The sequence below is a fragment of the Glycomyces dulcitolivorans genome (genome assembly GCF_003265355.1).
In the GTDB taxonomy this organism is placed as follows: Bacteria; Actinomycetota; Actinomycetes; order Mycobacteriales; family Micromonosporaceae; genus Glycomyces; species Glycomyces dulcitolivorans.
The window spans coordinates 1-24,604 of record NZ_QFRW01000317.1 but is presented as its reverse complement, the minus strand read 5'-3'; the positions used below and the strand labels follow the sequence as shown (position 1 = coordinate 24,604).

Annotated in this window: 17 protein-coding genes; 9 read left to right on the top strand and 8 right to left on the bottom strand. The window is 70.5% G+C overall.

The features are described from left to right. Nucleotides 1-45: 45 nt before the first annotated feature. From qcrC to qcrB, 3 genes are read left to right on the top strand one after another with little or no spacing between them, the layout of a single operon-like run. Nucleotides 46-855 (top strand): cytochrome bc1 complex diheme cytochrome c subunit, encoded by an 810-nt coding sequence (qcrC, locus tag DI269_RS23120; protein WP_112140361.1) that lies wholly within the window; start codon nt 46-48, stop codon nt 853-855. Continuing rightward, nucleotides 849-1,973 carry a cytochrome bc1 complex Rieske iron-sulfur subunit gene (gene qcrA, locus DI269_RS23115; RefSeq protein WP_408612325.1) on the top strand — a complete coding sequence of 375 codons (1,125 nt, stop codon included), beginning with the start codon at nt 849-851 and terminating at the stop codon, nt 1,971-1,973. The genes qcrC and qcrA overlap by 7 nt, the downstream gene beginning before the upstream one ends. Beyond that, nucleotides 1,970-3,556: a cytochrome bc1 complex cytochrome b subunit gene (qcrB, locus tag DI269_RS23110; RefSeq protein ID WP_112140357.1), complete on the top strand. Its 1,587-nt coding sequence runs from the start codon at nt 1,970-1,972 to the stop codon at nt 3,554-3,556. Before qcrA ends, qcrB begins: the two co-directional genes overlap by 4 nt. A 197-nt stretch (nt 3,557-3,753) precedes the next feature. Here qcrB and DI269_RS23105 read toward each other — a convergent pair whose 3' ends face one another. The 5 genes from DI269_RS23105 to DI269_RS23085 all read right to left on the bottom strand — a co-directional run bounded on the left by DI269_RS23105 (nt 3,754) and on the right by DI269_RS23085 (nt 12,184). Continuing rightward, nucleotides 3,754-5,481, bottom strand: a complete 1,728-nt coding sequence (locus tag DI269_RS23105) for a RelA/SpoT family protein (protein WP_112140355.1) — start codon at nt 5,479-5,481, stop codon at nt 3,754-3,756. A gap of 353 nt (nt 5,482-5,834) precedes the next feature. Then, complete coding sequence (locus DI269_RS23100; protein ID WP_112140353.1) at nt 5,835-7,574, bottom strand: DEDD exonuclease domain-containing protein; 1,740 nt, start codon at nt 7,572-7,574, stop codon at nt 5,835-5,837. A 10-nt stretch (nt 7,575-7,584) separates the two neighbouring features. Further along, nucleotides 7,585-9,942 (bottom strand): transglutaminase TgpA family protein, encoded by a 2,358-nt coding sequence (locus DI269_RS23095; protein WP_115509865.1) that lies wholly within the window; start codon nt 9,940-9,942, stop codon nt 7,585-7,587. Then, the gene (locus DI269_RS23090) at nt 9,939-11,183 is read right to left on the bottom strand and encodes a DUF58 domain-containing protein (RefSeq protein ID WP_112140349.1); all 1,245 of its coding nucleotides are present in this window, start codon (nt 11,181-11,183) and stop codon (nt 9,939-9,941) included. Before DI269_RS23090 ends, DI269_RS23095 begins: the two co-directional genes overlap by 4 nt. Nucleotides 11,184-11,185: 2 nt before the next feature. After that, nucleotides 11,186-12,184 (bottom strand): AAA family ATPase, encoded by a 999-nt coding sequence (locus tag DI269_RS23085; RefSeq protein ID WP_112140386.1) that lies wholly within the window; start codon nt 12,182-12,184, stop codon nt 11,186-11,188. A gap of 321 nt (nt 12,185-12,505) precedes the next feature. Here DI269_RS23085 and leuS point away from each other — a divergent pair, with 321 nt between their 5' ends. Both leuS and DI269_RS23075 read left to right on the top strand, forming a co-directional pair. After that, the gene (gene leuS, locus DI269_RS23080) at nt 12,506-15,334 is read left to right on the top strand and encodes a leucine--tRNA ligase (protein WP_112140347.1); all 2,829 of its coding nucleotides are present in this window, start codon (nt 12,506-12,508) and stop codon (nt 15,332-15,334) included. A 162-nt stretch (nt 15,335-15,496) separates the two neighbouring features. Then, a complete protein-coding gene (locus tag DI269_RS23075; RefSeq protein WP_198667666.1) occupies nt 15,497-16,897 on the top strand; it encodes an endo-1,4-beta-xylanase in 1,401 nt (466 codons plus the stop codon). 71 nt (nt 16,898-16,968) lie between these two features. On the opposite strand, the gene DI269_RS23070 is transcribed toward DI269_RS23075, so the two are convergent. Then, a complete protein-coding gene (locus DI269_RS23070) occupies nt 16,969-17,439 on the bottom strand; it encodes a Dps family protein (RefSeq protein ID WP_112140346.1) in 471 nt (156 codons plus the stop codon). Between the two features lie 219 nt (nt 17,440-17,658). Here DI269_RS23070 and DI269_RS23065 point away from each other — a divergent pair, with 219 nt between their 5' ends. Genes DI269_RS23065 through xylA form a run of 3 tightly spaced genes read left to right on the top strand, consistent with a single transcriptional unit; the run spans nt 17,659 to nt 22,536 of the window. Continuing rightward, complete coding sequence (locus DI269_RS23065; protein ID WP_112140344.1) at nt 17,659-19,956, top strand: TIM-barrel domain-containing protein; 2,298 nt, start codon at nt 17,659-17,661, stop codon at nt 19,954-19,956. Continuing rightward, a complete protein-coding gene (gene xylB, locus DI269_RS23060; protein WP_112140342.1) occupies nt 19,957-21,348 on the top strand; it encodes a xylulokinase in 1,392 nt (463 codons plus the stop codon). 15 nt (nt 21,349-21,363) lie between these two features. Continuing rightward, nucleotides 21,364-22,536, top strand: a complete 1,173-nt coding sequence (xylA, locus tag DI269_RS23055) for a xylose isomerase (protein WP_112140339.1) — start codon at nt 21,364-21,366, stop codon at nt 22,534-22,536. A 197-nt stretch (nt 22,537-22,733) separates the two neighbouring features. Here xylA and DI269_RS23050 read toward each other — a convergent pair whose 3' ends face one another. Beyond that, nucleotides 22,734-23,282 carry a GNAT family N-acetyltransferase gene (locus DI269_RS23050; protein ID WP_112140337.1) on the bottom strand — a complete coding sequence of 183 codons (549 nt, stop codon included), beginning with the start codon at nt 23,280-23,282 and terminating at the stop codon, nt 22,734-22,736. Nucleotides 23,283-23,341: 59 nt separating this feature from the next. Next, nucleotides 23,342-23,830 (bottom strand): Imm1 family immunity protein, encoded by a 489-nt coding sequence (locus DI269_RS23045; RefSeq protein ID WP_157975173.1) that lies wholly within the window; start codon nt 23,828-23,830, stop codon nt 23,342-23,344. A gap of 291 nt (nt 23,831-24,121) precedes the next feature. Here DI269_RS23045 and DI269_RS23040 point away from each other — a divergent pair. Then, nucleotides 24,122-24,604, top strand: a 483-nt coding sequence (locus DI269_RS23040; RefSeq protein WP_198667665.1) for an AfsR/SARP family transcriptional regulator, incomplete at its 3' end; no start/stop codon positions are given.

Here is a 24,604-nt window from a genome sequence, read left to right as displayed (position 1 = left end):
GGGCCCCGCCCGGTCCGAGAGCTAGATAAAGGTGAGGCAACAACCGTGGCTGCATCAGCGAAACGCCGGCGAGGCTGGCGCAAGCGCCTCGGCGCGCTGGCCAGGTTCACCGGCGCACTGGTCATCGTCGGTGGGCTCTACTCGGTGTTCTCGCCGAGCCTGTACGCGCAGGAGGCCGAGGACAACGCGATCGACTCCGAGGTCGTCAAGGGCCAGGAGCTCTACGACACGAGCTGCATTACCTGCCACGGCGACGACGGCGAGGGCATCGAGGGCCGCGGTCCGAGCCTCATCGGCGTCGGCTCCGCGGCCGTCGAGTTCCAGGTGAACACCGGCCGCATGCCGATGGCCGCCCAGGGCGCCCAGGCCCCCGACTCGGACTACCCCGTGTTCACCGAGGAGGAGGCCGCCTGGCTCGGCGCCTACATCGAGTACCTCGGCGGCGGCGCCACGGTTCCCGACGACCTCGCGGAACTCGTCGAGAACGCCGACGTCGGCGAGGGCGGCGAGCTCTACCGGGTGAACTGCTCCTCCTGCCACGGCTACGCCGGCGGCGGCGGCGCCCTCTCCTCGGGCGCCCACGCGCCCGCGCTGATCGGCGTCTCCGACGAGGAGATCTACCAGGCGATGCTCACCGGTCCGCAGAACATGCCGGTCTTCGCCGACAACGAGCTCACCCCCGAGCAGAAGGCCGACATCATCGCCTACGTCCAGTACGTCGTCAACGACGACAAGGACCCGGGCGGCGTCTTCACCCTGGGACGGTACGGCCCGTCCACCGAAGGTCTGGCCATCTTCCTGGTCGGCATGACTGCGCTCCTGCTGACCACGCTCTGGATTGCAGGTAAATCGTGAGTGCCCACAACGACAGCGCCCGTGACGAGGTCGAGCCCGTCGACCTCGACGACCCGAAGCTGACCCGCTTCGAGGTCTACAAAGAGGGCCTGCGCCGCGACGACATCGAGATCATCCACTACGAGCCGCGCTTCCCGAAGCCGGGGACGAAGGCCGAGAAGCGCATGGAGCGCATCGTCGGCGGCCTGTTCCTGCTCGCCGGGCTCTTCGCGACCCTGTTCGTGGCCGCCTTTATCTGGTGGCCCTGGGAGTACGAGGGCGCCGCGACCTGGCGCGACCCGCAGACCTGGTACACCCCGGTCCTCGGGTTCTTCCTCGGGTTCGCGCTGCTGTTCTTCGCGGTCGGCGTGCTCACCTGGGCGAAGAAGCTCCTCCCGGTCGAGGAGCTGGTCCAGGACCGCCACGACGGCGGCTCCTCCAAGGACGACCGGCGCATCGCCGAGTCCACCGTGGACACCATGGTGGACGACATGGGCCTGCGCCGCCGCCCCTTCCTCGTGAAGTCGGCGCTGCTCGCCGCCGCGCCGCTCGGCCTGGCCGCGATCGCTCCGCTGGGCGCGCTCATCAAGGACCCAGGCGACATGTACACCGTCACCGGCTGGAACGCCGAGCGCTACAACGACGGCGAGCCGATCCGCCTCATGATGAAGGACGGCGCGCTCGTGCGGCCCGACATGGTCTCCGCCGGCGGCCAGATCACCGTCTACCCGGCGATCGACCACGGCGCGACCAACCAGTTCCCGACCGCGCCGACCCTGCTCATCCACCTGCGGGAGACCGACGCGGCCACGCTGCGCGGCAACCTGTACCCGATGTACCAGGACGTCGACGCCCTCTGGGGCAACTTCGTCGCCTACTCCAAGATCTGCACCCACGTGGGCTGCCCGGCCTCGCTGTACGAGCAGCAGAGCCAGCGCCTGCTGTGCCCGTGCCACCAGTCGCAGTTCAACGTGGTCGACAACGCCGCCCCCGTGTTCGGTCCGGCCACGCGCCACCTGCCGATGCTCCCGATTACAGTGGACGACGAGGGTTACTTCACCGCCACGTCGGACTTCCTGGTGCCTCCGGGCCCGGCGTTCTGGAACCGCCCGTCCCTCCCCGAGGAGGATGAGAAGTGAAACGCCGCAACGGATCTAGCGACAGCCTGCTGACCAAGGCGGGCGGCGAGCTCGACGACCGCTTCAAGCTCGCCGGTCCGGCCCGGGTCCTGTTCAACAAGGTCTTCCCGGACCACTGGTCGTTCCTCCTGGGCGAGATCGCGCTGTTCTCGTTCATCCTCCTGCTGCTGTCGGGCACGTTCCTGGCGCTGTTCTTCGACCCCTCGATGACCGAGGTGACCTACGACGGCGCGTACGTGCCGCTCCAGGGCATCGAGATGTCGCGGGCCTACGAGTCGACCCTGCACCTCTCGTTCGAGGTGCGCGGCGGCCTGTTCATGCGGCAGATGCACCACTGGTCCTGCCTGCTGTTCATGGCCTCGATCCTGGTCCACATGCTCCGGATCTTCTTCACCGGCGCGTTCCGCGCGCCGCGCGAGACGAACTGGATGATCGGCATCGTCCTGTTCTGGCTGGGCTTCTTCGAGGGCTTCTTCGGCTACTCGCTGCCCGACGACGGCCTGTCCGGCACCGGCCTGCGCATCATGGAGGGCATGACCGCCTCGGTCCCGTTCATCGGGCCCTGGGCCTCGGCGGCCCTGTTCGGCGGCCAGTTCCCGGGCACCACGGTCATCCCGATGCTCTACATCATCCACGTGTTCATCTTCCCGCTGCTCATGCTGGGGCTCATCGTCGTCCACGTGGCGCTGGTGTTCATCCAGAAGCACACGCAGTGGCCCGGACCGGGGCGCACCGAGCACAACGTGGTCGGCTACCGCATGTTCCCGAACTACGTGATGAAGCAGGTCGGCTTCATGCTCTTCATCTGGGGCGTGCTCGCGGCGATGGGCGGCCTGTTCCAGATCAACCCGATCTGGCTGTTCGGGCCGTACGAGGTCTCGGTCGTGTCCTCGGCCTCGCAGCCCGACTTCTACGTCATGTACCTGGACGGCCTCATCCGCCTGTTCCCGGCGTGGGAGTTCCGGGTGCCGCCGTACTTCACGCTGCCGGCGGTGTTCTGGCCGGCGATCGCGGGCATGGGCCTGTCGGTGCTGCTCCCGCTGCTGTACCCGGCGCTGGAGCGGCGGTTCACCAAGGACCGCGGGCACCACAACCTGCTCCAGCGCCCCCGCGACAACCCGGGCCGCACCAGCCTCGGCGTCATGGTCGTGGTCTTCTGGACCATCGGCGCCGTCTCCGGCGGCAACGACGTGTTCGCGGAGAAGTTCGACATCAGCCTGAACGCGATGACCTGGGCCGGGCGCATCGGCATCGTGGTCCTGCCGATCATCGCGTACTACCTGACGTACCGGATCGCGCTGGGCCTCCAGCAGCACGACCGCGAGGTCCTCGCGCACGGCCTGGAGACGGGCATCCTCATGCGCGACCCGAACGGGCGCTTCTACGAGGTGCACCAGCCGCTGGCCGAGCCGGACGAGCACGGGCACACCGAGCTGGAGTACAACGGCTGGGTCGTCCCCAAGAAGATGAACCGCGTCGGGGCGCTGCCGCCCACCGACAAGGGCTTCTTCAAGTCGATCGAGGAGCCGTCCGAGAACGGCAGCGCTGCGCGCGACGAGATCGAGTCGGGCAGCAAGCACTAGCGAGACGATGAGCAGGGCCCCGCCGGAAGGCGGGGCCCTGCTTCGCGTTTCGGGAATTCCGGATATGTCCCCCGGGGTGGCCCCCCGTTCAACGATGACGCGGGGGTACGACAGGCTGCGCCGCAGGCGAATGCGAGCGATGCTCGATTCGCGGTCGCCCCCGTTTCGAGTGTGGCGCGGGGGTCCGACAAGGGGCGCTAGTAGCGGTCGACCGTGGTGATGAGCTTTTCTGCGAGCTCGTCGGGGTCGAGCTTCTCGCGGGCCAGGGCCAGGTAGAGGGAGTCGAGGTCGGGGTAGCCGAGGGACGAGGCCACGCCGTGGAGGGGCTGCTCGCCGGCGAGGCCGCGGCCGCGGGCGATCAAGGACCGCCAGAGGCGGTTCTTGCCGGCCTTGAGCTCGTCCTCGAAGCGCTGCATGGGGATCACGGGGAGTTCGCCGGTGGAGTCGAGGTCGTCGACGGCGCCGAACCAGTCGTTGATGTGCAGCTGCGCCTCGGGGGTCTTGGCGTGGTCGAGCCACTGCTTCGAGGGCCCGTAGGGCTGCTCGGCGGTGAGGACGAGTTCGACGGTGTCGCCGTCGCGCAGGGACTGCGACAGGGGCGCGATCTCGCCGTTGACGTACGCGGCGATGAGGCGGTGGCCCTTCGAGGGCCCTGAGCAGTAGGCGACGTCGACGGGGGTGGACGCCTTGGGGACCGTCAGCTGCTCGCCCTCGCCGGTGAAGACGAGGATGTCCTGGTCGGCCAGGTCGCAGCGGAGCGAGTCGAGGAACTGGCCGGAGTCGGCGACCTCGTGCTGCCAGTCGAGGAGGCGCTGGAGCCAGGGGAGCTGGATCTCCATCTGGTCGCCGCCGGACTGGCGGAGGCCGGCGACGATGCCGACCTCGGCGGTCTCGTGCATCTCGCGGGTGCGGATGAGGAACTCGACGGACTGCCCGCCCGGGCCGGCGACCGCGGTGTGGATCGACTGGTACAGGTTGAACTTCCGGGCGGCGATGAGGTCGCGGAACTTGCCGCCCACCGGCTTCCAGAGCTTGTGGATCGCGCCGAGCGCGGCGTAGCAGTCCGTCAGGGGCCCGTCGACGACGATGACCATGCGCGGCGGGTCGGCCGGGCCGGTGCCGGGGTGCTTCTGCATCTCGCGGTACACCGAGTACGGGTGCCGGGGCCGGTCGAGGAGGCGCGCGGCCACTTTGAACTCGCGCAGGGCCCGGCGCACCTGCGGGGCGATGTGCTCGACCTGGCGCTTGCGGTCGGTGTCGGAGCCGATGTGCTCCTTGATGCGCTGGAAGACCTCGGGCTGGAGGGTCTCCAGGACGATGTCTTCGAGTTCGCGCTTGATGACGTACAGGCCGAGGCGGTCGGCGAGGGGGATGAGGACGTCCTGGGTGGCCTCGGCGATGCGGATCTGGCTGGGGCGCTTCTTGAACTTGATGGTGCGCATGTTGTGCAGGCGGTCGGCGAGCTTGATGATCATGACGCGGATGTCGCGGCCGGCGGTGAGCACGAGCTTGCGGAACGTCTCGGCCTCGGCGGCGGAGCCGAGGTGGATCTTGTCGAGCTTGGTGACGCCGTCGACCATCACGGCGATCTCGTCGCCGAAGTCGCCGCGGAGCGCTTCGAGGGAGTACGGGGTGTCCTCGACGGTGTCGTGGAGGAGCCCGGCCGCGATCGTGGGGGTGTCGACGCCGAGGTCGGCGAGGATCGTGGACACCGCGATCGGGTGGGTGATGTAGGGCTCGCCGGAGCGGCGGGCCTGGCCCCGGTGCATCTGCTCGGCGATGCGGTACGCGCGCCGGACCAGCAGCATGTCGGGCTGGGCGAAATGGGCACGGTGCGCCGCTTCGAGCTGCGCCACCTTCCCCGCGAGGTCCCACGGGTCGTCAGGTCTGGCAGTCCGAGTAGCCGAAAGCAATGCGCGCAACATGAAAGCCTCCGATGCCCAAGGTTGACCGCATTCTAGATGTACAACGATTCCTGGAGAGAATCGACACTAGACACTGTCGGATTTCGGCAGGGCCGCCGCAGCGGGCGGATGACACAGCGTACCGGGACGGGGCCCGGCTTGGAAACCTCAAGTGCCGCAAATGAATGCGAGACGACTCACGTCCGTTTCGCCGGAACTGCGGGTTTCCGGAGAGTGGAACTCTGGGTTTCCTTGGGGCGCCGGAGGGTGCGCGAGCGGATCTCACGATGTGGTCGGCCGGATCGCGAGGTCGGGTGTGTCGGGTCGCGGGCGCCCCCGGCTTCAACGATGCCTCGGGGGTCCGACAGCGGGTGTCAGCGGCGCCAGGGGTTGGGGTCGTGGGGGACCGTGCCGTCCATGCGTTCGGCTCCGTTGAGGGGGGTGGCCCAGGTGCCCTCGATCAGCACCAGGCGGACCTCGGGTTTGGCGAGCCAGTCGAGGAGGAGGCGGGCTTCAGCGGCGTGGGCGGCGTCGAGCACGTCGTCGACGGGTTCGACGACGCGGGAGGTTTCCCGGAGCTTTGCGATGTACGGCATCGGGTCGGCGCGCGGCGGCGTTTTCACCGCGCCCGCCAGGATGCCGTGCCGGATCACCGCGACCTCCCAGCCGCCGCCCTTGGCGCGGCCCGCAGCGACCAGTTCCCCGGCCGCCACGAAGTTCCTGACGCGCTGCGAGGACGCGGCCAGGGCCAAGTAGGCCCCGAGCTCGTCGCGGCGCTCAGCGGCCGCCTCGAAGCGTTCCGAGCCCGCGAGTTCGGCGAGCCGCTCGCCCACCGCTTCGGCGATCGGGGCCGGGTCGCCCTGCATCGCGCTCGCGGCCTGTTCGACCAGGACGCCGTACTCCTCGACGCTGACCGTGTGGCGGCACGGCTCCGCGCACTTGCCGATCTCGCCGAGCACACAGGTCGGCGACATCCGCTTGGGGGACAGGCGGGTCCGGCACGAGCGGATCGGCAGGGCCGCCTCGATCGCGCTGATCGCGGCCTGCGCCTGCGTGCCCGAGGCCGGGCCGAGCCGGGGCGTACCCGGAGCGGGCGGTTTACGGGAGACCTGGAGCCGCGGGTACGGCTCCTCGGTGAGGCGCACCCAGCTGCGGTGCTCGGGGAACTTCGCGGCCCGGTTGTACGGCGGCTTCCCGCCGGAGATGAGCCGCAGTTCCGCGACGCCCGCTTCGAGCCGGTGCGCGCACTCCACGACCTCGACGCTCTCGGCCGAGGCGAGCATGTCGCGCAGGCGCCTGCGCTGCTCGGCCGCCGAGAAGTAGCTGCGCACCCGCGAAGCGACGTTCACCGAGACGCCGATGTACAGCGCCCGGTCGTCGGCGTCGCGGAAGATGTACACGCCGGGCCCCTGCGGGAGCCCGTCGGCCAGGTGCCGCTTGCGCTTCTGGAGCTCGGACGGGATCGCGCGGCAGAACTCGCTGAGTTCGGCGTCGGTGACCACGCCGTGGCCCGAGGCGCGCTCGATGAGCCCGTGCAGGACCGTCACCGTGGCGCGGGCGTCGTCGAGGGCCCGGTGGTTCGGGGTCACCGGCGACCCGAAGAGGCGCGCGAGCGTGCCGAGGCGCCGGTTGGGGACCTCGCTCTTCTCCGTGAGGCGCCGCGCCAGGACCACGGTGTCGACGACCGGGGGCCGGGGCCAGCGGGTGTCGGTCAGCTCGCAGGCGTGGCGCAGGAACCCGATGTCGAAGCCCGCGTTGTGGGCCACGAGGGTGGCGCCGTGCGCGAACTCCAGGAACATCGGCAGGACCGTCTCGATGCCGGGGGCGTCGGCGACCATCTCGTCGGTGATGCCCGTCAGGCGCGTCACCCGCGGGTCGATGGACTCGCCGGGGTTGACGAGGGTCGAGAACTCGCCGACGACCTCGCCGCCCTTGACCTTGACGGCGCCGATCTCGGTGATGCCGCACGCGTCGGCGGCGAGCCCGGTGGTCTCCAGGTCGACCACGCAGAAGGTCACCTCACGCAGCGGGGTGCCGAAGCTGTCGAGGGTCGGCTGGCTGAAGCCCTGGCCGCCCTCGTCCGCCGGGCCGGCCGATCCGCCGCTTCTGTACATACCGGCAACCCTAGGCTCGGCCTCCGACACCGCGCCTGTCGCGGTTGTTCGAACGTCGCGGACGCCGCAGCGCCGACCGCATCCGGTCGGTCGTGCGCGCCGAGCGCCGCGCCATGCGCGCGGACTGCTCGGCCCGGTCGGCGCTGAACTTCGCGATCAGCGACGCGGGCCAGAACATCGCCCGGTACTTCACGCGCGGCTCCGAGTTCTTGTCCAGCTCGGCGTACAGGTCCTTGAGCGCGTCGGCGAGCCCGCCGGGGTCGGCGCCCCTGGGGGAGTACCGGTAGAGCGCCATCGCCGAGCCGAGCGCGTTCGCGGCGTCCCGCGCGCCAGGCGCGGCCGTCGCGAGCACGCCCGCGGCCTGCCGCGGCGTGTACGACTCCGGTATGGACACCCCGTAGTCCAGGGCCAGGTCCATCGCCTCGTCCCACGCGGTCGCCGCCGTCAGGTGCTTGACGTTCAGGCGGCGCCGGCGCACCGACCCGCGCCACAGCGCGGGCAGGAACGGCACGACCAGCAGCGGCAGGAGCGCGAACCAGCCGGGATGGAACGGCAGCAGCGCCTCGTCCGCTTCGTCGGAGGCGTCCGCGCCGGGGGCGTTGGTCGAGCCCTCGGCCGGGAGCGTCTGGCCGTTCTCGTCGGTCGGCGCCGCGGTCGGCTCGGGGGAGATGTCGTTCTCGGAGGGCTCCTCGGACGGGTTCACCTCCTCGGAAGGCTCTCGCGCCCAGGGGAAGTTGACCGAGCCGGGGACGCCCGAGGACGGGGTCGGGTCGAACGTGACCCAGCCGGGCCCGTCGTAGTAGACCTCGACCCACGCGTGGTAGTCGTGGCTGGTGAGGAGCCACTGGTCGCCGTCCAGGCGCGTGCCCTGGGACATGCCGACGACCACGCGCGCGGCCACGTCGGCCTCGCGGAGCATCCACGCCATCGCGGCCGCGTACTGCTGGCAGTAGCCCTGCTTCGTGTCAAGGAAGTCCAGGATCGCCTCGTCGTTGCCCGCGTCGGCGGTCTCCAGCGAGTACGAGAAGCCGTTCGCGGCCGACAGGTACGCCTGGATCGCCAGGACCTTCTCGTGGACCGTGTCGAGCCCGTCGGTCTCGGCCGCGACGATGCCGCTCAGTTCGGGCACGTCCGGGTGCGCGGTGTTGGCCTCCCACCGCTCGTCGCCGGGGTCCATGCCGTCCGCGGCCGCGAGCGTCTCGGCGTCGGGCGCGGGCTCGGAGTACACGACCTCGTAGTTCTCGACGTCGCCCATGTCGGTCCCGCCGTCGCCGACGATGACGCCGGTGTCGGGGTCGATGCGCCAGTCCCCGGGGATGTTCAGCGACGCCGGCTTGCCATAGACCGGCACCACCGACGCCTCCAGCTGGAGGTTCTCGATCTGCGCGGTGTACGTCTCGCCCTCGGGCTCGTCGAGGTCGCCGAGGTCGTCGGTCCCCTGGTACTCGTTGGGCGCGAAGCCGTCCGAGGACAGCTCGTCGAGGACGTGCATCTTCAGGTACTGCGGGTTCGGGTCGTCGGTGGTCACCCGCAGGATGTCGACCTCCTCGGGCCGGTTCAGCGAGCCCGACAGCTGCGCCCACGGGTTGACGTCGCCCATGCCGTACGACTCGCCGCCGCCCTCGATGCCGTCGGCGACGTTGTCGATCAGCCCGGACGTGTTCGCGGGCACCAGGGTCAGCGCCAGCAGCGTCACGGCCACGAACCCGGCCGCCGACCAGCGCGCCGTCCGCGCCAGCGGCGAGGGGAACCCGCGGCCGACCAGCTGCCCGGTCCCGGTGAAGCGGTGCCCGAACGAGGAGACCCGGCGCAGGTTGTCGTCGCCGAGGATCCACAGGTACGCGACGGCCGGGAGGATGAACCAGAACCACGCGGTCGCGTCCGGCGCGACCGACACCGGCACCAGGTACATCGTCAGCAGCGTCAGCCCGGCGAGCGCCGGGGTCCGCAGGCCCACCACGAACATGTCGTGCAGGATCGCGACGACGCCCACGCCGAGGATCGTCAGGAACATGATCCCGCCGGTGGCCTCCACAGGCGGCGCGTTCACGATGATCGCGGACACGCCCTCCTGGGCCAGGACCGCCCAGTGCGCGAACGTCGCCGGCAGCGGGACGATGAACAGCAGGCCGGTGCCGTCGCCGAACCCGGCGGTGAGCACGACGACGAGCGCCGCGGCCATCGCCAGGGTCTGGAGGCCCTGCCCGCGTCCGGCCGCGCGCATGAGCGACCCGGACACCGCGATCATCGTGATCGTCAGCATCACCGGGAACGCCCAGCCCAGGCCGTCGAAGATCCCGATGAGCGGCGTCAGCGTCAGGGCCAGGGTCGAGGCCGCTACCACTGTGGCGTGGCGCTGTCCGTTCATGCCAGAGTCCTCCACGCGCTCAGGCGGGTCCACACCCGGCGCAGCTCGGTCCCGGCCACGACCGGGATCACCTGCCAGCCCGCGGCGGCCAGCGTCGACAGCGCCTGCCCGTGCTGCTGCGCGAACGCCTGCTCGCGCGGGTCCACGCGGCTCGACGCGGCCTTGGGGATCCACCGGACCGGGTCGACCACGAGCGCGGTGCAGTGCCCGCCGCGCCGCGCCAGGCGCCCCAGCGTGGCCGCCTCCTCCGGCGTCAGGTGACCCAGGAACGCGACGATCCCCGACACCGAGCGGGCCCGCTGGGCCTTCTCGACCATCGCGCCGATCGGGGCCTCGGGGGCCGCGGCCACCGTCGCCAGGTACCGCATCGCGGTGCTGTAATCGCCTTGGCGGCATTCGAAGTCGCGGTGCGCGGTGATCAGCCACGGGTCGATGCCGTCGCGCGAGAGCCGCACCGTCGCCGACGCGGCCGCGTCCACCATCCACTCGAAGCTCGACAGCTCCCCGCGGTGCGCGCCGCGCCGCACGTCCAGCAGGACCGCGGCGTTGTTCTCCCACGGCTGCTCCTCGCGGCGCACCATCAGCTGCCCGCGGTGCGCGCTCGCCTTCCAGTGGACGCGCCGCATGTCGTCGCCGCTGCGGTACTCGCGGACCGCGATGTCGTCGTTGCCGGTGATCGCGACGGTGTGCGCCGCCGACTCGCCCGAGGACATGCCCGCGCCGCCCGGCAGCAGGAGGCTGCGCAGCGGCTGGATGCGCGGGGTCACGATGAGCTCGGTGGTCACCGGGAACTCCTGCACCGACACCGCCAGCCCGAACGGGTCCGACGTGCGCACCGTCAAGGGCCCCAGCTCGTAGGCGCCGCGCGAGCCCGGCGTGATCGTGTAGTTGACGACGCTCCGCGCCCCCGGCGCGAGGCGTTCGAGCACCAGCCGCGGCCGGTTCCCCAGCCGGTAGGGGATGCGGTCCTCCAGCATCAGCGCCGCCGGACGGCTCCGCCCGATGTTCTGGATGCCCAGCCGAACCTGCGTGGCCTGGCCGGCCTCGACCTGCGCCGGGTTCAGCACCCGGTTCGACTCCAGCGCCGGCCGCGACCAGCGCAGGACGAACAGGCCGCCCAGCGGCGCGATCGCGGCCAGGACGGCGGCGCGCAGCAGGTCGCCCTCGCCCACCGCCAGGGCGGTGAGGCCGACGACCACGCTCACCGCCAGCAGCGTCTTGCCGCGCCCGGTGAGCTCCACGCCTAGAACCTCCCCGGGTGCGACACCACCGGGACGTGCCTGAGGATGTCGGAGACGATGGCCTTCGTGTCGCCCCCGCCCATCGTGGTCTCCGTCGTCGGGATCAGCCGGTGCGCGAGCACCGGGACCGCCAGCTGCTGCACGTCGTCGGGCAGCGCGAAGTCGCGCCCGTCCATCGCCGCCAGCACCTGCGTGCACCGCAGCAGCTGGAGCGTCGCCCGCGGGCTCGCTCCCAATCTGACCTGCGCGTTGGTGCGCGTCGCACCGACGAGGTCCACCACGTACCGCTTCAGCTCCGGCGCCAGGTGCACCGCGCGCGCGGCCGCGATCATCCGCACGATCATCTCCGCGTCCGCGATCGGCCGCAGTGCCGCGAGCGGGTCGTACTCCTCGCGCCGGTCCAGCAGCGCCAGCTCCGCGTTGATGTCGGGGTACCCGATCGCCAGGCGCGCGGTGAACCGGTCGCGCTGCGCCTCCGGCAGCGGGTACGTCCCCTCCATCTCCACCGGGTTCTGGGTGGCGATGACCATGAACGGGCTCCGCAGCTTGTACGTGTTCCCGTCGACGGTGACCTGCCGCTCCTCCATGCACTCCAGGAGCGCGGCCTGCGTCTTCGGACTCGCCCGGTTGATCTCGTCGCCCAGGATCAGGTTCCCGAAGATCGCGCCCGGCTTGAACACGAAGTCGCGCTTCTCGGGGTCGAAGATGCTCACGCCCGTCACGTCCGACGGCAGCAGGTCCGGCGTGAACTGGATGCGCCGCACCGAGCAGTCGATGGAGCGCGCCAGGGCCTTCGCCAGCTGCGTCTTGCCGACGCCCGGGACGTCCTCCAGCAGCAGGTGCCCCTCCGCGAGCATGACCGCCAGCGCGAGCTTGATCGTGTGCGACTTCCCCTCGATGACCCACTCGACGTTGGTCAAGATGGCCTCGGCCGTCGCCTTGAACTCCTGCGGCGAGAGCGGCGCGGGACCCTGCCCCTGCGCCGTGCTCTGGAGCGGCATCGTGCCGTCGGGCTTCTCGGGGGACGACTCGAAGGTCAACGGTCCTCCTGGGGAGTCGGTGAGGTGGGTGTGCGGCGTGCGCCGGAACCGCCGCGTTCTGGCCATCCTACTCGGACCCGCCCAGGCGATATGTCACGTGCCGCCGGTGTACGGCTCGGCTACACTGGGCTCATGCCTCGGCGATTCGAGCTCCTTACCTAGCCGTGCGGGACAGATCCCAGCACGGCCACCCCAGCGTGTCTGGGGTTTTTTGCTGTCTAGGGTCAGTACCCAGCGAACGCCGACCGAACCCAGAGCCGCTTCAGGACACCAGGACGAGCCATGACCGAACCCGCACACCGCTACGACGCCAAGCTGGCCAACGAGATCGAACCGCGCTGGCAGGAGCGCTGGGAGGCCGAGCGGACCTTCCGCGCCCCCAACCCGGCCGGCGAGCTGGCCGAGCCGGGCCACCCGCGGTCCGGCGCCCCGAAGAAGTTCGTGATGGACATGTTCCCGTACCCGTCGGGCGCGGGCCTGCACGTCGGCCACCCGCTGGGCTACATCGCCACCGACGCGTACTCGCGGTTCCTGCGCATGGCCGGGTACAACGTGCTGCACCCGCTGGGCTTCGACGCGTTCGGCCTGCCCACCGAGCAGTACGCGGTCGCCACGGGCCGCCAGCCCGCCGAGATCACCGCCGAGAACATCGACCGGTACCGGCGCCAGCTGCGCATGGTCGGCATGGGCTACGACAACCGCCGCGAGTTCGCCACCACCGACCCGGACTACTTCAAGTGGACGCAGTGGATCTTCCTGCAGATCTTCAACTCGTGGTACGACACGGACGCCGACAAGGCGCGCCCGATCAGCGAGCTGATCGCCGCGTTCGAGTCCGGTGAGCGCACCGTCCCCGGCGGGCGCGCCTGGTCGGAGCTGAGCGCCGTCGAGCGCCGCCGCGCGATCGACGACCACCGCCTGGCGTACGTCACCGAGGCCCCCGTGAACTGGTGCCCCGGCCTGGGCACGGTCCTGTCGAACGAGGAGGTCACCTCCGAGGGACGCTCCGAGCGCGGCAACTTCCCGGTCTACACGCGGACCCTGAAGCAGTGGATGATGCGCATCACCGCCTACGCCGACCGGCTGCTGTCCGACCTGGACGGCCTGGACTGGACCGAGTCGCTGAAGTCCATGCAGCGCAACTGGATCGGCAAATCCACCGGTGCGTTCGCCGACTTCGCGACCTACGCGGGGGACATCCGGGTCTTCACCACCCGGCCCGACACCCTGTTCGGCGCCACCTACATGGTCCTGGCCCCTGAGCACCCGCTGGTCGACGCCCTGACCGCCGAGACCTGGCCCGCGGACGTCCCCGCAGCCTGGACCGGCGGCGCCGACACCCCCGCCGGGGCCGTCGCCGCCTACCGCGCCCAGGCCGCCGCCAAGACCGACGTCGAGCGCCAGGCCGACGCCAAGGAGAAGACCGGCGTCTTCACCGGCGGCTACGCGACCAACCCGGTCAACGGCGAGACGATCCCCGTGTTCATCGCCGACTACGTGCTGGCCGGGTACGGCACCGGCGCGATCATGGCCGTCCCCGCCCACGACGAGCGCGACTTCGACTTCGCGACCGCCTTCGGCATCCCGATCGTCCAGGTCGTCGCCGCTGGTGAAGACGGGATCGGCGACGAGTGGGACCGGACGAAGGCCTACACCGCCGACGGCGTCGCCGTGAACTCCGGCTTCCTGGACGGCCTGCGCGTCGCCGAGGCCAAGGACCGCATCATCGACTGGCTGGCCGAGCACGGCCGCGGCGAGAAGGCCGTGACCTTCCGCCTGCGCGACTGGCTGTTCAGCCGCCAGCGCTACTGGGGCGAGCCCTTCCCGATCGTCTACGACGAGACCGGCCTGCCCGTGGCCCTGACCGAGGACCACCTGCCGGTCGAGCTGCCGCACCTGGACGACTTCTCGCCCAAGACCTTCGACCCCGAGGACGCCGACTCCGCCCCCGAGCCGCCCCTGGGCCGCGCCAAGGACTGGGTCGAGGTCGAGCTGGACCTGGGCGACGGCCCCAAGCAGTACCGCCGCGAGGTCAACACCATGCCCAACTGGGCCGGGTCCTCCTGGTACGAGCTGCGCTACACCGACCCGAAGTCCGCCGCGACCATCGCCGACCCCGCGAACGAGTCCTACTGGATGGGCCCGCAGGACGCCGAGGACGTCGGCGGCGTCGACCTGTACATCGGCGGCGTCGAGCACGCCGTCCTGCACCTGCTGTACGCCCGCTTCTGGCAGAAGGTCCTGTTCGACCTGGGCCACGTCTCCAGCCGCGAGCCGTTCCGCCGCCTGTTCAACCAGGGCTACATCCAGGCGTACGCCTACACCGACGAGCGCGGCGTCTACGTCCCCGCCGAGGAGGTCGAGGAGCAGGCCGACGGCACCTACGTCCACAACGGCGCCAAGGTGAACCGCGAGTACGGCAAGATGGGCAAGTCCCTGAAGAACGTCGTCACCCCGGACGAGATCTGCGAGTCCTACGGCGCCGACACCTTCCGCCTGTACGAGATGTCGATGGGCCCGCTGGCGGACTCCAAGCCGTGGGAGACCCGCGCGATCGTCGGCTCCCAGCGGTTCCTGCAGCGCCTGTGGCGCAACATCGTCGACGAGGAGACCGGCGAGGTCGTCGTCGCCGACGTCCCCGCCTCCGAGGAGACGCTGCGCGAGATCCACAAGGCCGTCGCGGGGGTCCGCGACGACTACGAGAACCTGCGCATGAACACCGCCGTCGCCAAGCTGATCACGCTGAACAACCACGTGACCGGCCTGCACCCGGTGCCGCGCGAGGCCGCCGAGTCCCTGGTCGCCATGGTCGCCCCGATCGCCCCGCACATCGCCGAGGAGCTGTGGGAGCGCCTGGGCCACACCGAGGGCATCGCCTACGTGGACTTCCCGGTCGCCGACGAGCGGTACCTGGTCGAGGACACCGTGACCTACCCGGTCCAGATCAACGGGAAGGTCCGTGGCCGCATCGAGGTCGCCGCCGACGCCGGCGAGGACGCCGTCAAGGCCGCCGCGCTGGCGGAGGAGAAGGTCGCGGCGAACCTGGCGGGCAAGGACGTCAAGAAGGTCATCGTGGTGGCCGGCAAGATGGTCTCGATCGTCGCCAAGTAGCACAGAGGACGCACAGGAAGGCCCGGGCACCCGCCCGGGCCTTCCTTGCTATTGACGTGCGTCTATGCGTTTGGTAGCGTGGCCGCATCTTTGGGAGCGCTCCGCTTCCATGTGGCACCGCCTCGTTCCCTCACGCGCGGCACCAGACTGAGGAGCTTTTCCGTGCTGCTTACCCGAAACCGCCGCCGAGCCTTGCTCGCGGGGGTCGTGACCGTCGCGACGGCCGCGCTCGGCATCGGGCTGTCGACCCAGTTCGCCAGCGCCCAGACCACCCTGCGCGGCGCCGCCGACGCGCTGAACAAGGACATCGGCGTCGCCGTCAGCTACAACCTGCTCCAGAACAACGCCCAGTACCGCAACACCGTCGCCACCGAGTTCAACTCCCTCACCGCCGAGAACGCGATGAAGTGGGACGCGACCGAGCCCAGCGACGGGAACTACACGTTCACCCAGGCCGACGCGATCGTGGACTTCGCCGAGGACAACGGCCAGTCCGTCCACGGGCACACCTTCGTGTGGCACAGCCAGACCCCGTCGTGGGTGCAGGGCCTCTCCGGCACGGCGCTGCAGAACGCGATGGTCGACCACATCAACACCGTGGCGAACCGCTACGAAGGCCGCGTCGACTCCTGGGACGTCGTCAACGAGGTCGTCAGCGACTCCGGCGGCGCGCTGCGGTCCTCGTTCTGGCTCAACGGACTCGGCGAGGGGTACATCACCACCGCGTTCCAGACCGCCCGCGCGGCCGACCCGAGCGCCGACCTCTACATCAACGACTACTCGATCGAGGGCGACAACGCCAAGTCCGACCGGGTCTACTCGATCGCGCAGGGCCTGGTCAACCAGGGCCTCCTCGACGGCGTGGGCTTCCAGTCGCACCTGATCCTCGGCCAGGTCCCCTCGGACATGGAGGCGAACCTCCAGCGCTTCGTCAACCTCGGGCTCAAGGTCCGCATCACCGAGCTCGACATCCGCATGACCCTGCCGGCCGACGCGACCAAGCTCGCGCAGCAGGCCAGCGACTACCAGCGGGTGGCGAACATCTGCAAGAACCTCGCCGACTGCTCGGGCATCACGGTGTGGGGCCTGCGCGACGGCGACTCCTGGGTCCCCGGCGTCTTCCCCGGGCAGGGCGCGCCGCTGCTGTTCAACGACGACTTCTCGAAGAAGTCCGCGTACACCTCGGTCCTGAACGCCTGGGGCGGCACCGTCACCAACCCGACGACCACCCCGATCACCACCTCCCCGCCGCCCACCGGCTCCGGCTGCACGGCGACGCTGTCGGTCCAGAGCCCCTGGAACACCGGGGCGACCTATGCGGGGACGGTGCGGGCCAACCAGAACCTCACCGGCTGGCGGGTGACGTGGACCTGGCCGGGCTCGGAGCGGATCTCGAACGCCTGGAGCATCCAGGGGACGCTCACCGGGGCCGCGGTCACGGGCACGAACGTCGGTTACAACGGCACGGTCGCGGCCGGGCAGACGACCACGTTCGGGTTCAACATCACGAAGGCGGACGGTTCCACGGCCTCGGTGCCGACGGTGACCTGCACGCCGATCTAGACCTCATTCCCTTCGCAGAGAAAGGCCGGGGCCCGAGCGCGATCCGCACTCGGGCCCCGGCTGCGTCGGTGTCAGCCGAGTTCGGCCTGGAACATCCAGCTCTGCTTCTCCAGTTCGGCGGTGATGCCGATGAGGAGGTCCTGGGAGACGGGGTCGGCCGACTCGGTGGTCTCGATGCGCTCGCGCATGTTCGCGATGACCGCGGCGTACGCGTCGATCATGAGCGAGACGACCTCGGTGTCGGAGATGGTGCCGTCGTGGATCTTGGGGACCGACGAGTCCTCGGCGACGGTGCCGGCGCGCCCGTCGGCGCTGACGCCGATCGCTATCGCGCGCTCGGCCACGAGGTCGGCGGCGTTGCGCGCCGACACGACGATCTCGTCGAGCTGGAGGTGGAGGGACCGGAAGTTCTTGCCGTAGACGTTCCAGTGCGCCTGCTTGCCCACCAGTGACAGGTCGATGAGGTCGACGAGGGCGCCCTGGAGCGCCTTGGCGGTGGTGTCGCGGTTCTCGTCGGAGAGGCTGGAGCGGACGGTCGACATATCGGTGCACCTCGCAGAGCAGCAGTCGGTTCCGGCAGGTTCATTGGCGATCGTAGCCGTACCCGGCTCGCCGGGTGCGAAACTCGCGCGGTCCGCGGCGGGCCGGAAGGGCCGCCTCCCCGGGTCGCAATTTGTTGGGCTAGTCGATAAACTAATGCGTACCGTGCCGTTCGCGGCCCGGCCCACGCCGTCCGCACCCTGAACGAGCAGGAGCAACGAATGCCTTACCGCCCGCCGCTGGTCGCCCGCGAGTTCTTCGTCGCCGACCCCCCGGAGCTGCCCCAGCGCGCCAACGGCGAGCAGGGCCTGTCGGCCGTGACGCGTGCCGAGGTCGTCGAGACCGGCCCCGACTCGGTCCTCCTCAAGGCCGCCACCGGCGCGGGCGAGGAGCTGTACGTCTCGGTCGCGGCCGTCGCCGAGGGCGTGGTCCGCACCCGCCTGGCCGCCGACCCGGCCGCCCGCCCGGCCGCCGAGAAGATCATCGAACTGGTCCACGCCGGCAGCTACGACGGCGCGAAGGTCACCGTCGAGGACGGGACCGTCACGGTGGACGCCGGCCCCGTGCGCGCGGTCGCGACCCTCGACTCCTGGACCCTGCGCTACACCGACGCCGCCGGGAAGACCCTGGTCGCCCAGAACCCCGGCGAGGAGGACATCTCCGGGCGCCTGCGCACCCTCCCGTTCGGGCGCTCCCTCGTCGACGGCGAGCCGGTCGCCTTCCACGAGTCCTTCACCGCCGCCCCCGACGAGGCCTACGCCGGCTTCGGCGAGCGCTTCGCCCCGCTGAACGCCCGCGGCCAGCGCCCCCTGATGTGGAACTTCGACGCCTTCGGCTCTGAGTCGATCCGCGCCTACAAGAACGTCCCGATCTACGTCTCCGACCGCGGCTACGGCGTCCTCGTCAACTCGGGCGCCCCCGTCGAGTTCGACATGGCCCAGCAGACGCACGCGGCCGTCGAGATCATCGTCCCCGACGACGCCCTGGAGTACTTCGTCATCGGCGGCACCCCCGTCGAGGTCCTCGACCGCTTCGACGGCCTCACCTCGCGGCCGTCGCTGCCGCCCAAGTGGGCCTTCGGCACCTGGATCTCCTCGGGCTTCTTCGTCGACAACGAGGAGCGGGTCCTGGAGCGGGCCAAGAAGATCCGCGAGCGGGGCATCCCCTGCGACGTGCTCCACCTCGACACGTTCTGGCAGCACGAGCCGCACTGGTCGGACATGCAGTGGGACCGCGAGAACTTCCCCGACCCCGAGCGGATGCTCGCCGACCTGGCCGAGCAGGGCTTCAAGGTCTGCCTGTGGATGAACTCCTACATCTCCCACAAGTCGCCGGTCTTCGCCGAGGGCGACGAGCGCGGCTACTTCCTCAAGAACGCCAAGGGCGAGACCTACGTGGCCGACGTCTGGCACGGCTCGCACCAGGCCAGCGGCATCGTCGACTTCACCAACCCCGACGCGGTCGAGTGGTGGAAGGACCTGCTGCGCGGCCCCCTCCAGGCCGGCGCGGCCCTGTACAAGACCGACTTCGCCGAGGGCGTGCCCTCGGACGCGGTGGCGCACAACGGGATGACCGGCACCGAGCTGCACAACGTGTACACCCTGCTCTACAACGACGCGGTCGTGGACGTGACCCGCGAGGTCAACGGGCACGAGCTGGTGTGGGCCCGCTCCTCGTTCCTCGGCGGGCAGCGCCACTCCGCCCAGTGGTCCGGCGACGTCCAGACCACCTGGGCCGGCCTGGGCGGCACCATCCGCGGCGGCCTCTCGCACGGCCTGTCGGGCGTCCCGTTCTGGTCGCACGACACCGGCGGCTTCAACGGCACGCCCACCGACGACCTGTACATCCGCTGGGCCCAGTTCGGCGCGCTCTCGCCGCTGCTGCGCTACCACGGCACCACCACCCGCGAGCTGTGGGAGTTCTCCGAGGAGGCCGAGCGCCTCGCCGTGGAGTCCCTGAAGCTGCGGTACTCGCTGGCGCCGTACCTGTACACCGCCGCCGTCAAGGCCTCGCGCACCGGCGAGCCGGTCCTGCGCGCCCTCAACGTCGACGACCCGGCCGACCCGGTCTCGTGGACGGCCGACCAGGAGTTCCGCCTCGGCACCGACCTCCTCGTCGCGCCCGTGAACGACCCGTCGGGCGAGCGCCGCGTCTACCTGCCGAAGGGCCGGTGGATCGACTTCTGGACCAAGGAGGTCCACGAGGGCGGCCGCTTCATCGACACCAAGCACGACCTGGAGACGTTCCCGGTGTTCGTGCGCTACGGCGCCCTCATCCCGCGCGTGGCGCCCGGGGCGACCATCGGCGACGAGCCGTTCGAGGGCATCACCCTCGAAGTCTGGGGCACTCCCAAGGAGGGCACCACGATCAGCGACGTCGACGGCGACACCACCGTGTCCATCGAAAAAGTTTCTGAAACTTCTGTGACCCTGGTTTCGACCGGCCCGGCCGACATCGCTAATGTGAGCGTCATCGATGTTGCGGGGAAGCCCGCGAATGTGGAGCTGGAGCGTAAGTAGATGACCCTCGTGGCCGGAGTCGACTCTTCGACGCAGTCGACGAAAGTGTTGCTGGTCCAAGCCGAGACCGGCGAGATCGTCGACTCCGGTCGCGCCTCCCACCCGGACGGCACCGAGTGCCCGCCCGAAGCGTGGTGGGAGGCCCTCCAGGAGGCCGGCAAGGGCCTCCTGGAGCGCGCCGAGGCCGTCGCCGTCGCCGGGCAGCAGCACGGCATGGTCGCCCTCGACGCCGACGACCAGGTCGTCCGCCCGGCACTGTTGTGGAACGACACCCGCTCGGCCCCGCAGGCCGAGCGCCTCACCGCCGACCACGGCGGCCCCGAAGCCTGGGCCGCCGACACCGGCCTCGTGCTCGCCGCGTCGTTCACCGCGACCAAGCTCGCCTGGCTCGCCGAGCACGAGCCCGAGAACGCGGCGAAAACCGTTTCGGTGATGCTCCCGCACGACTGGCTCACCATGAAGCTGCGCGGCGCGACCGCCGCCGAGGCGACCACGGACCGTTCCGACGCCTCCGGCACCGGCTACTGGTCCCCGCACACCGGCGCCTACGTCCCCGAGCGCCTCGTCCAGGCCTTCGGCCGCGACCTCGCGCTCCCGCGCGTGGCCGCCCCGAACGAGGTCGTCGGCCGCACCCCGTGGGGCGCGGCGGTCGCACCCGGCACCGGCGACAACGCCGGCGCCGCCCTCGGCCTGGGCCTCGGCCCCGGCGACGTCGCCGTCTCCCTCGGCACCTCCGGCACCGTCTTCGGCGTCTCCGACGTCCCCGCGAACGACCCCTCCGGGCTGGTCGCGGGGTTCGCCGACGCCACCGGCCGGTACCTGCCGCTGGTCTGCACGCTCAACGCCGCCCGCGTCCTCGACACCTTCCGTACGCTCCTCGGTGTGGACCACGCCGAGTTCGACGCGCTCGCACTCGCCGCCGCGCCCGGAGCCGGGGGCCTCACCCTCCTGCCCTACCTCGACGGCGAACGCACCCCCGCCCGCCCGAACGCGACCGGGGTCCTCGCCGGCCTCACCACCGGCGCCACCCGCGCCGACCTCGCCCGCGCCGCCGTCGAAGGCATGCTCTCGGCCCAGGCCGACGGCCTCGCCGCCATGGCCGCCCAAGGGCTGGAAGCGAAGCGGGTCCTCCTCATCGGCGGCGCCGCCGCCTCCGAAGCCGTCCGCCGAATCGCCCCCACCGTGTTCGGCGTCGACGTGGAAGTCCCCCCGTCGGCCGAGTACGTGGCCCTCGGCGCCGCCAAGCAGGCGGCCTGGGCCCTGGCCGGAACCGACGCACCGCCACAGTGGAAGAACGGGGACACCGAGCGGCTCACCGGCACTGCCGCCCTGGTGTCCGAGCAGTACGCGACGCTCCGGGACGAGACCTCGTCCTGGGCGTCACACCGATAAAGCAAAGGACAGAAGATGACCGACAAGTACGCACCGGTGCCCGAGGACAAGTTCTCCTTCGGCATCTGGACGGTCGGCTGGGCTGCTCAGGACGTCTTCGGCTCGGCCACCCGCGAGGACATGACCGCCGACCGCGCCGTGCACAAGCTCGCCGAGATCGGCGCCTACGGCGTCAACTTCCACGACAACGACGTGTTCGCCTTCGACGACTCCGAAGCCGACCGCGACTCGAAGATCGCCGCGTTCCGCAAGGCCCTCGACGAGACCGGGCTCAAGGTCACCACCGCGACCACGAACCTGTTCGGCCACCCGATCTTCAAGGACGGCGGCTTCACCCACAACGACCGCGACGTGCGCCGCTTCGCCATCTCGAAGGTCATGCGCAACATCGACCTCGCCGCCGAGCTCGGCGCCGAGATCTACGTCGCGTGGGGCGGGCGCGAAGGCGCCGAGTCCGGCGGCTCCAAGGACGTCCAGTCCGCCATGGCCCGCATGAAGGAAGCCTTCGACACCCTCGGCGACTACGTCGTCGAGCAGGGCTACGACATCCGGTTCGCCATCGAGCCCAAGCCGAACGAGCCCCGCGGCAACATCCTCCTGCCGACCCTCGGCCACGCCCTCGCGTTCATCAACGAACTGGAGCGCCCCGAGCTCACCGGCATCAACCCCGAGATCGGGCACGAGGAGATGGCCGGCCTCGACTACGCCGCCGGCATCCGCCAGGCGCTGTGGCACGGCAAGCTCTACCACATCGACCTCAACGGCCAGACCGGTCCGCGCTACGACCAGGACCTGCGCTTCGGCGCCGGGAACGTCGGCGGCGCCTTCTGGGTCGTCGACGCCGTCGAAGAGGGCATCTCCAAGGGCCAGTACAACGGCCCCATCCACTTCGACTTCAAGCCCCCGCGCACCGAGGACGACAACGGCGTGTGGGTCTCCGCCGCCGCCTGCATGCGCAACTACAAGATCCTCAAGGAGAAGGTCGCCGCCTTCCGCGCCGACCCCGAGGTCCAGGAGGCCCTCAAGGCCGCCCGCGTCGACCAGCTCGCCGTCCCCACCCTCGGCGAGGGCGAGACCTGGGCCGACCTCAAGGACGTCGACATCGACGTCGAGGGCCTCGCCGCCAAGGGCATGGCCTTCGAGGCGCTCGACCAGCTCGCCCTGGAGCACCTCTACGGCGTCCGCTAAAAAGCCGCAGAAAAACGGAACCGGGCCCGGAGCTTTCGCTCCGGGCCCGATTCGCAACCCCACACCCATCAGTAGGATCTGCGCCTTGCGGCGCTGTCACCCTCAGGAGGATTCGATTTCCCCTTGGCCCGAACACTACGGACGGGCCCTTCACGATCCCGGTGAGAACCATCAGAGGTTCATTGGAACCCGCGGGACTAGCGCTCGACGGGGGTCGGCGGGACGGGCGGATCGGCGAGGAGGCCGAACTCCTTCTGCCAGATGCCGACGCCGTGCCAGGAGCCGAGCTTGTGGCCCGCGTCGCGGATGCTGCCGAGCAGCTTGAAGCCGAACCGCGCGTGCAGCGCCTCGCTGCCGGGGTTGGGCTGCGAGATCTGCGCCATGACGCTGCGGAAGCCCTGCTGCTCCAAGCGCTTGAACAGCTCCTCGTACAGGAGCGAGCCGATGCCGCGGCCCTGGTGGTCGGGGGAGAGGTACACGGTCGACTCGGTGGTCCACGCGTAGGCCTGCTTGGGGTTCCACGGGCCCGCGTACGCGAAGCCCGCCACCGCGCCGCCGACTTCCGCGACGAGGTACGGGTACCGGTCCGAATGGGCCGCGAGCTGCTTCGACCACTCCTCGACCCCGTAGGGCTCGGTGCGGAAGCTCGCGACGGACTCGGCGATGTGGTGGTTGAGGATCGAGCAGATCGCGGGGACATCCCCGACCTGCGTGAATCGCACGATCACGGCGTCACTGGTGTTCATGGCCGAAGCCTACCTAGCCGACCGGCTAACGCCGGAATTCGTTCCCGCAGTCCGGGCTCTCACCACACCGTGCTCGGCCGCCACGCCACCATCGCCGGACGCAGGCCGCCGGTCGCGCGGAAGTCCTCCACCGCCCGCGCCAGCGAGCTGAGCGCGATGTGCGCGTTCGGCGGGAACACGCTCGCGGTGTCCATGTCGCGGTAGAGCCGGATCTGCGGCGCCCAGCCCTGGTCGGAGTAGGACACCCACGCGCCCGGCCCGTAGTCCTCGCCGCCGGGCCCGTAGTACGACAGGGCCCCGACCTCGGTCTCGCGGTCGGCGATGATCTTCAGCCCGTGGTCGGGCCGCCCGCCGGGCTCGTAGCCGGGCCGGTCGCGCACCAGCGCCGTCGCCACCTGCACCAGGTCCGCGGCCACGATCGTCGCCACCGCCGCCGCCACCCCGTCCGGGTCGTACGCCAGGAGGATCTGGGTCCCGTGGTCCCTGGTCTGGAGCCTGAACTCGGCGCAGTAACCGGCGACGTGCGCGCCCGCTGGGCCAGCACTCATGGGGGGCGCTCCTTCCGGGACGGGAGAGGCAGACGTGCGGGGGTGTGAACCATGTGGGTATTCGACTCGGATCGCCATGGCGGACACCGCACCTCATGTTTGTCGGAGTTTGTGAACGACAGTACGTGCGCCGTCAGGCGGTTTGTTCGATCAGTCGGGAACTTGACAGAAAAGCACTGATATGCCGTGACAACCTGTCCATGCAAGTAGCAGATTCCATTCAGGAGTCCCGGAGGGCTCCCTCCCGGACCGGTTCCCCGCCTTGCACCTCCACGCGGCAAGATGGGACCCATGCGAGTCGAGCTGCTGGGACCCCTGCGGATCACCGGCGAGGACGGCGAGGAGATCCCCGTCCCGGCCGGCCGCCAGCGCGCCCTGCTGGCCCGACTCGCCCTCGAACCCGGAAAGCACGTCACCGCCGACGCCCTCATCGACGCGCTCTGGCCCGGCGCCGAGCCCGCGAACGCCCCCGGCGCCCTCCACACCCAGCTCTCGCGCCTGCGCCGCGTCCTCGGCGACCGCGTCGTCCACGGCCCCGGCGGCTACCGCCTCACCCGCGTCGAAACCGACGTCGAGGAATTCGAACGGATTGCGGCCCAAGCCGAATCGGCCTCCAGAGAGGACTCGCCGAGTGCCGTCCGGGACCTCGCCGAACGCGCCCTCGCCCTGTGGCGCGGCCCCGCGCTCGCCGACCTCGACCGGCACGGCCTCGCCGACGCCGCCGCGGTGCGCCTGGCCGTGCGCCGCGAAGCGGTCGCGGCCCTCCACGTCGAG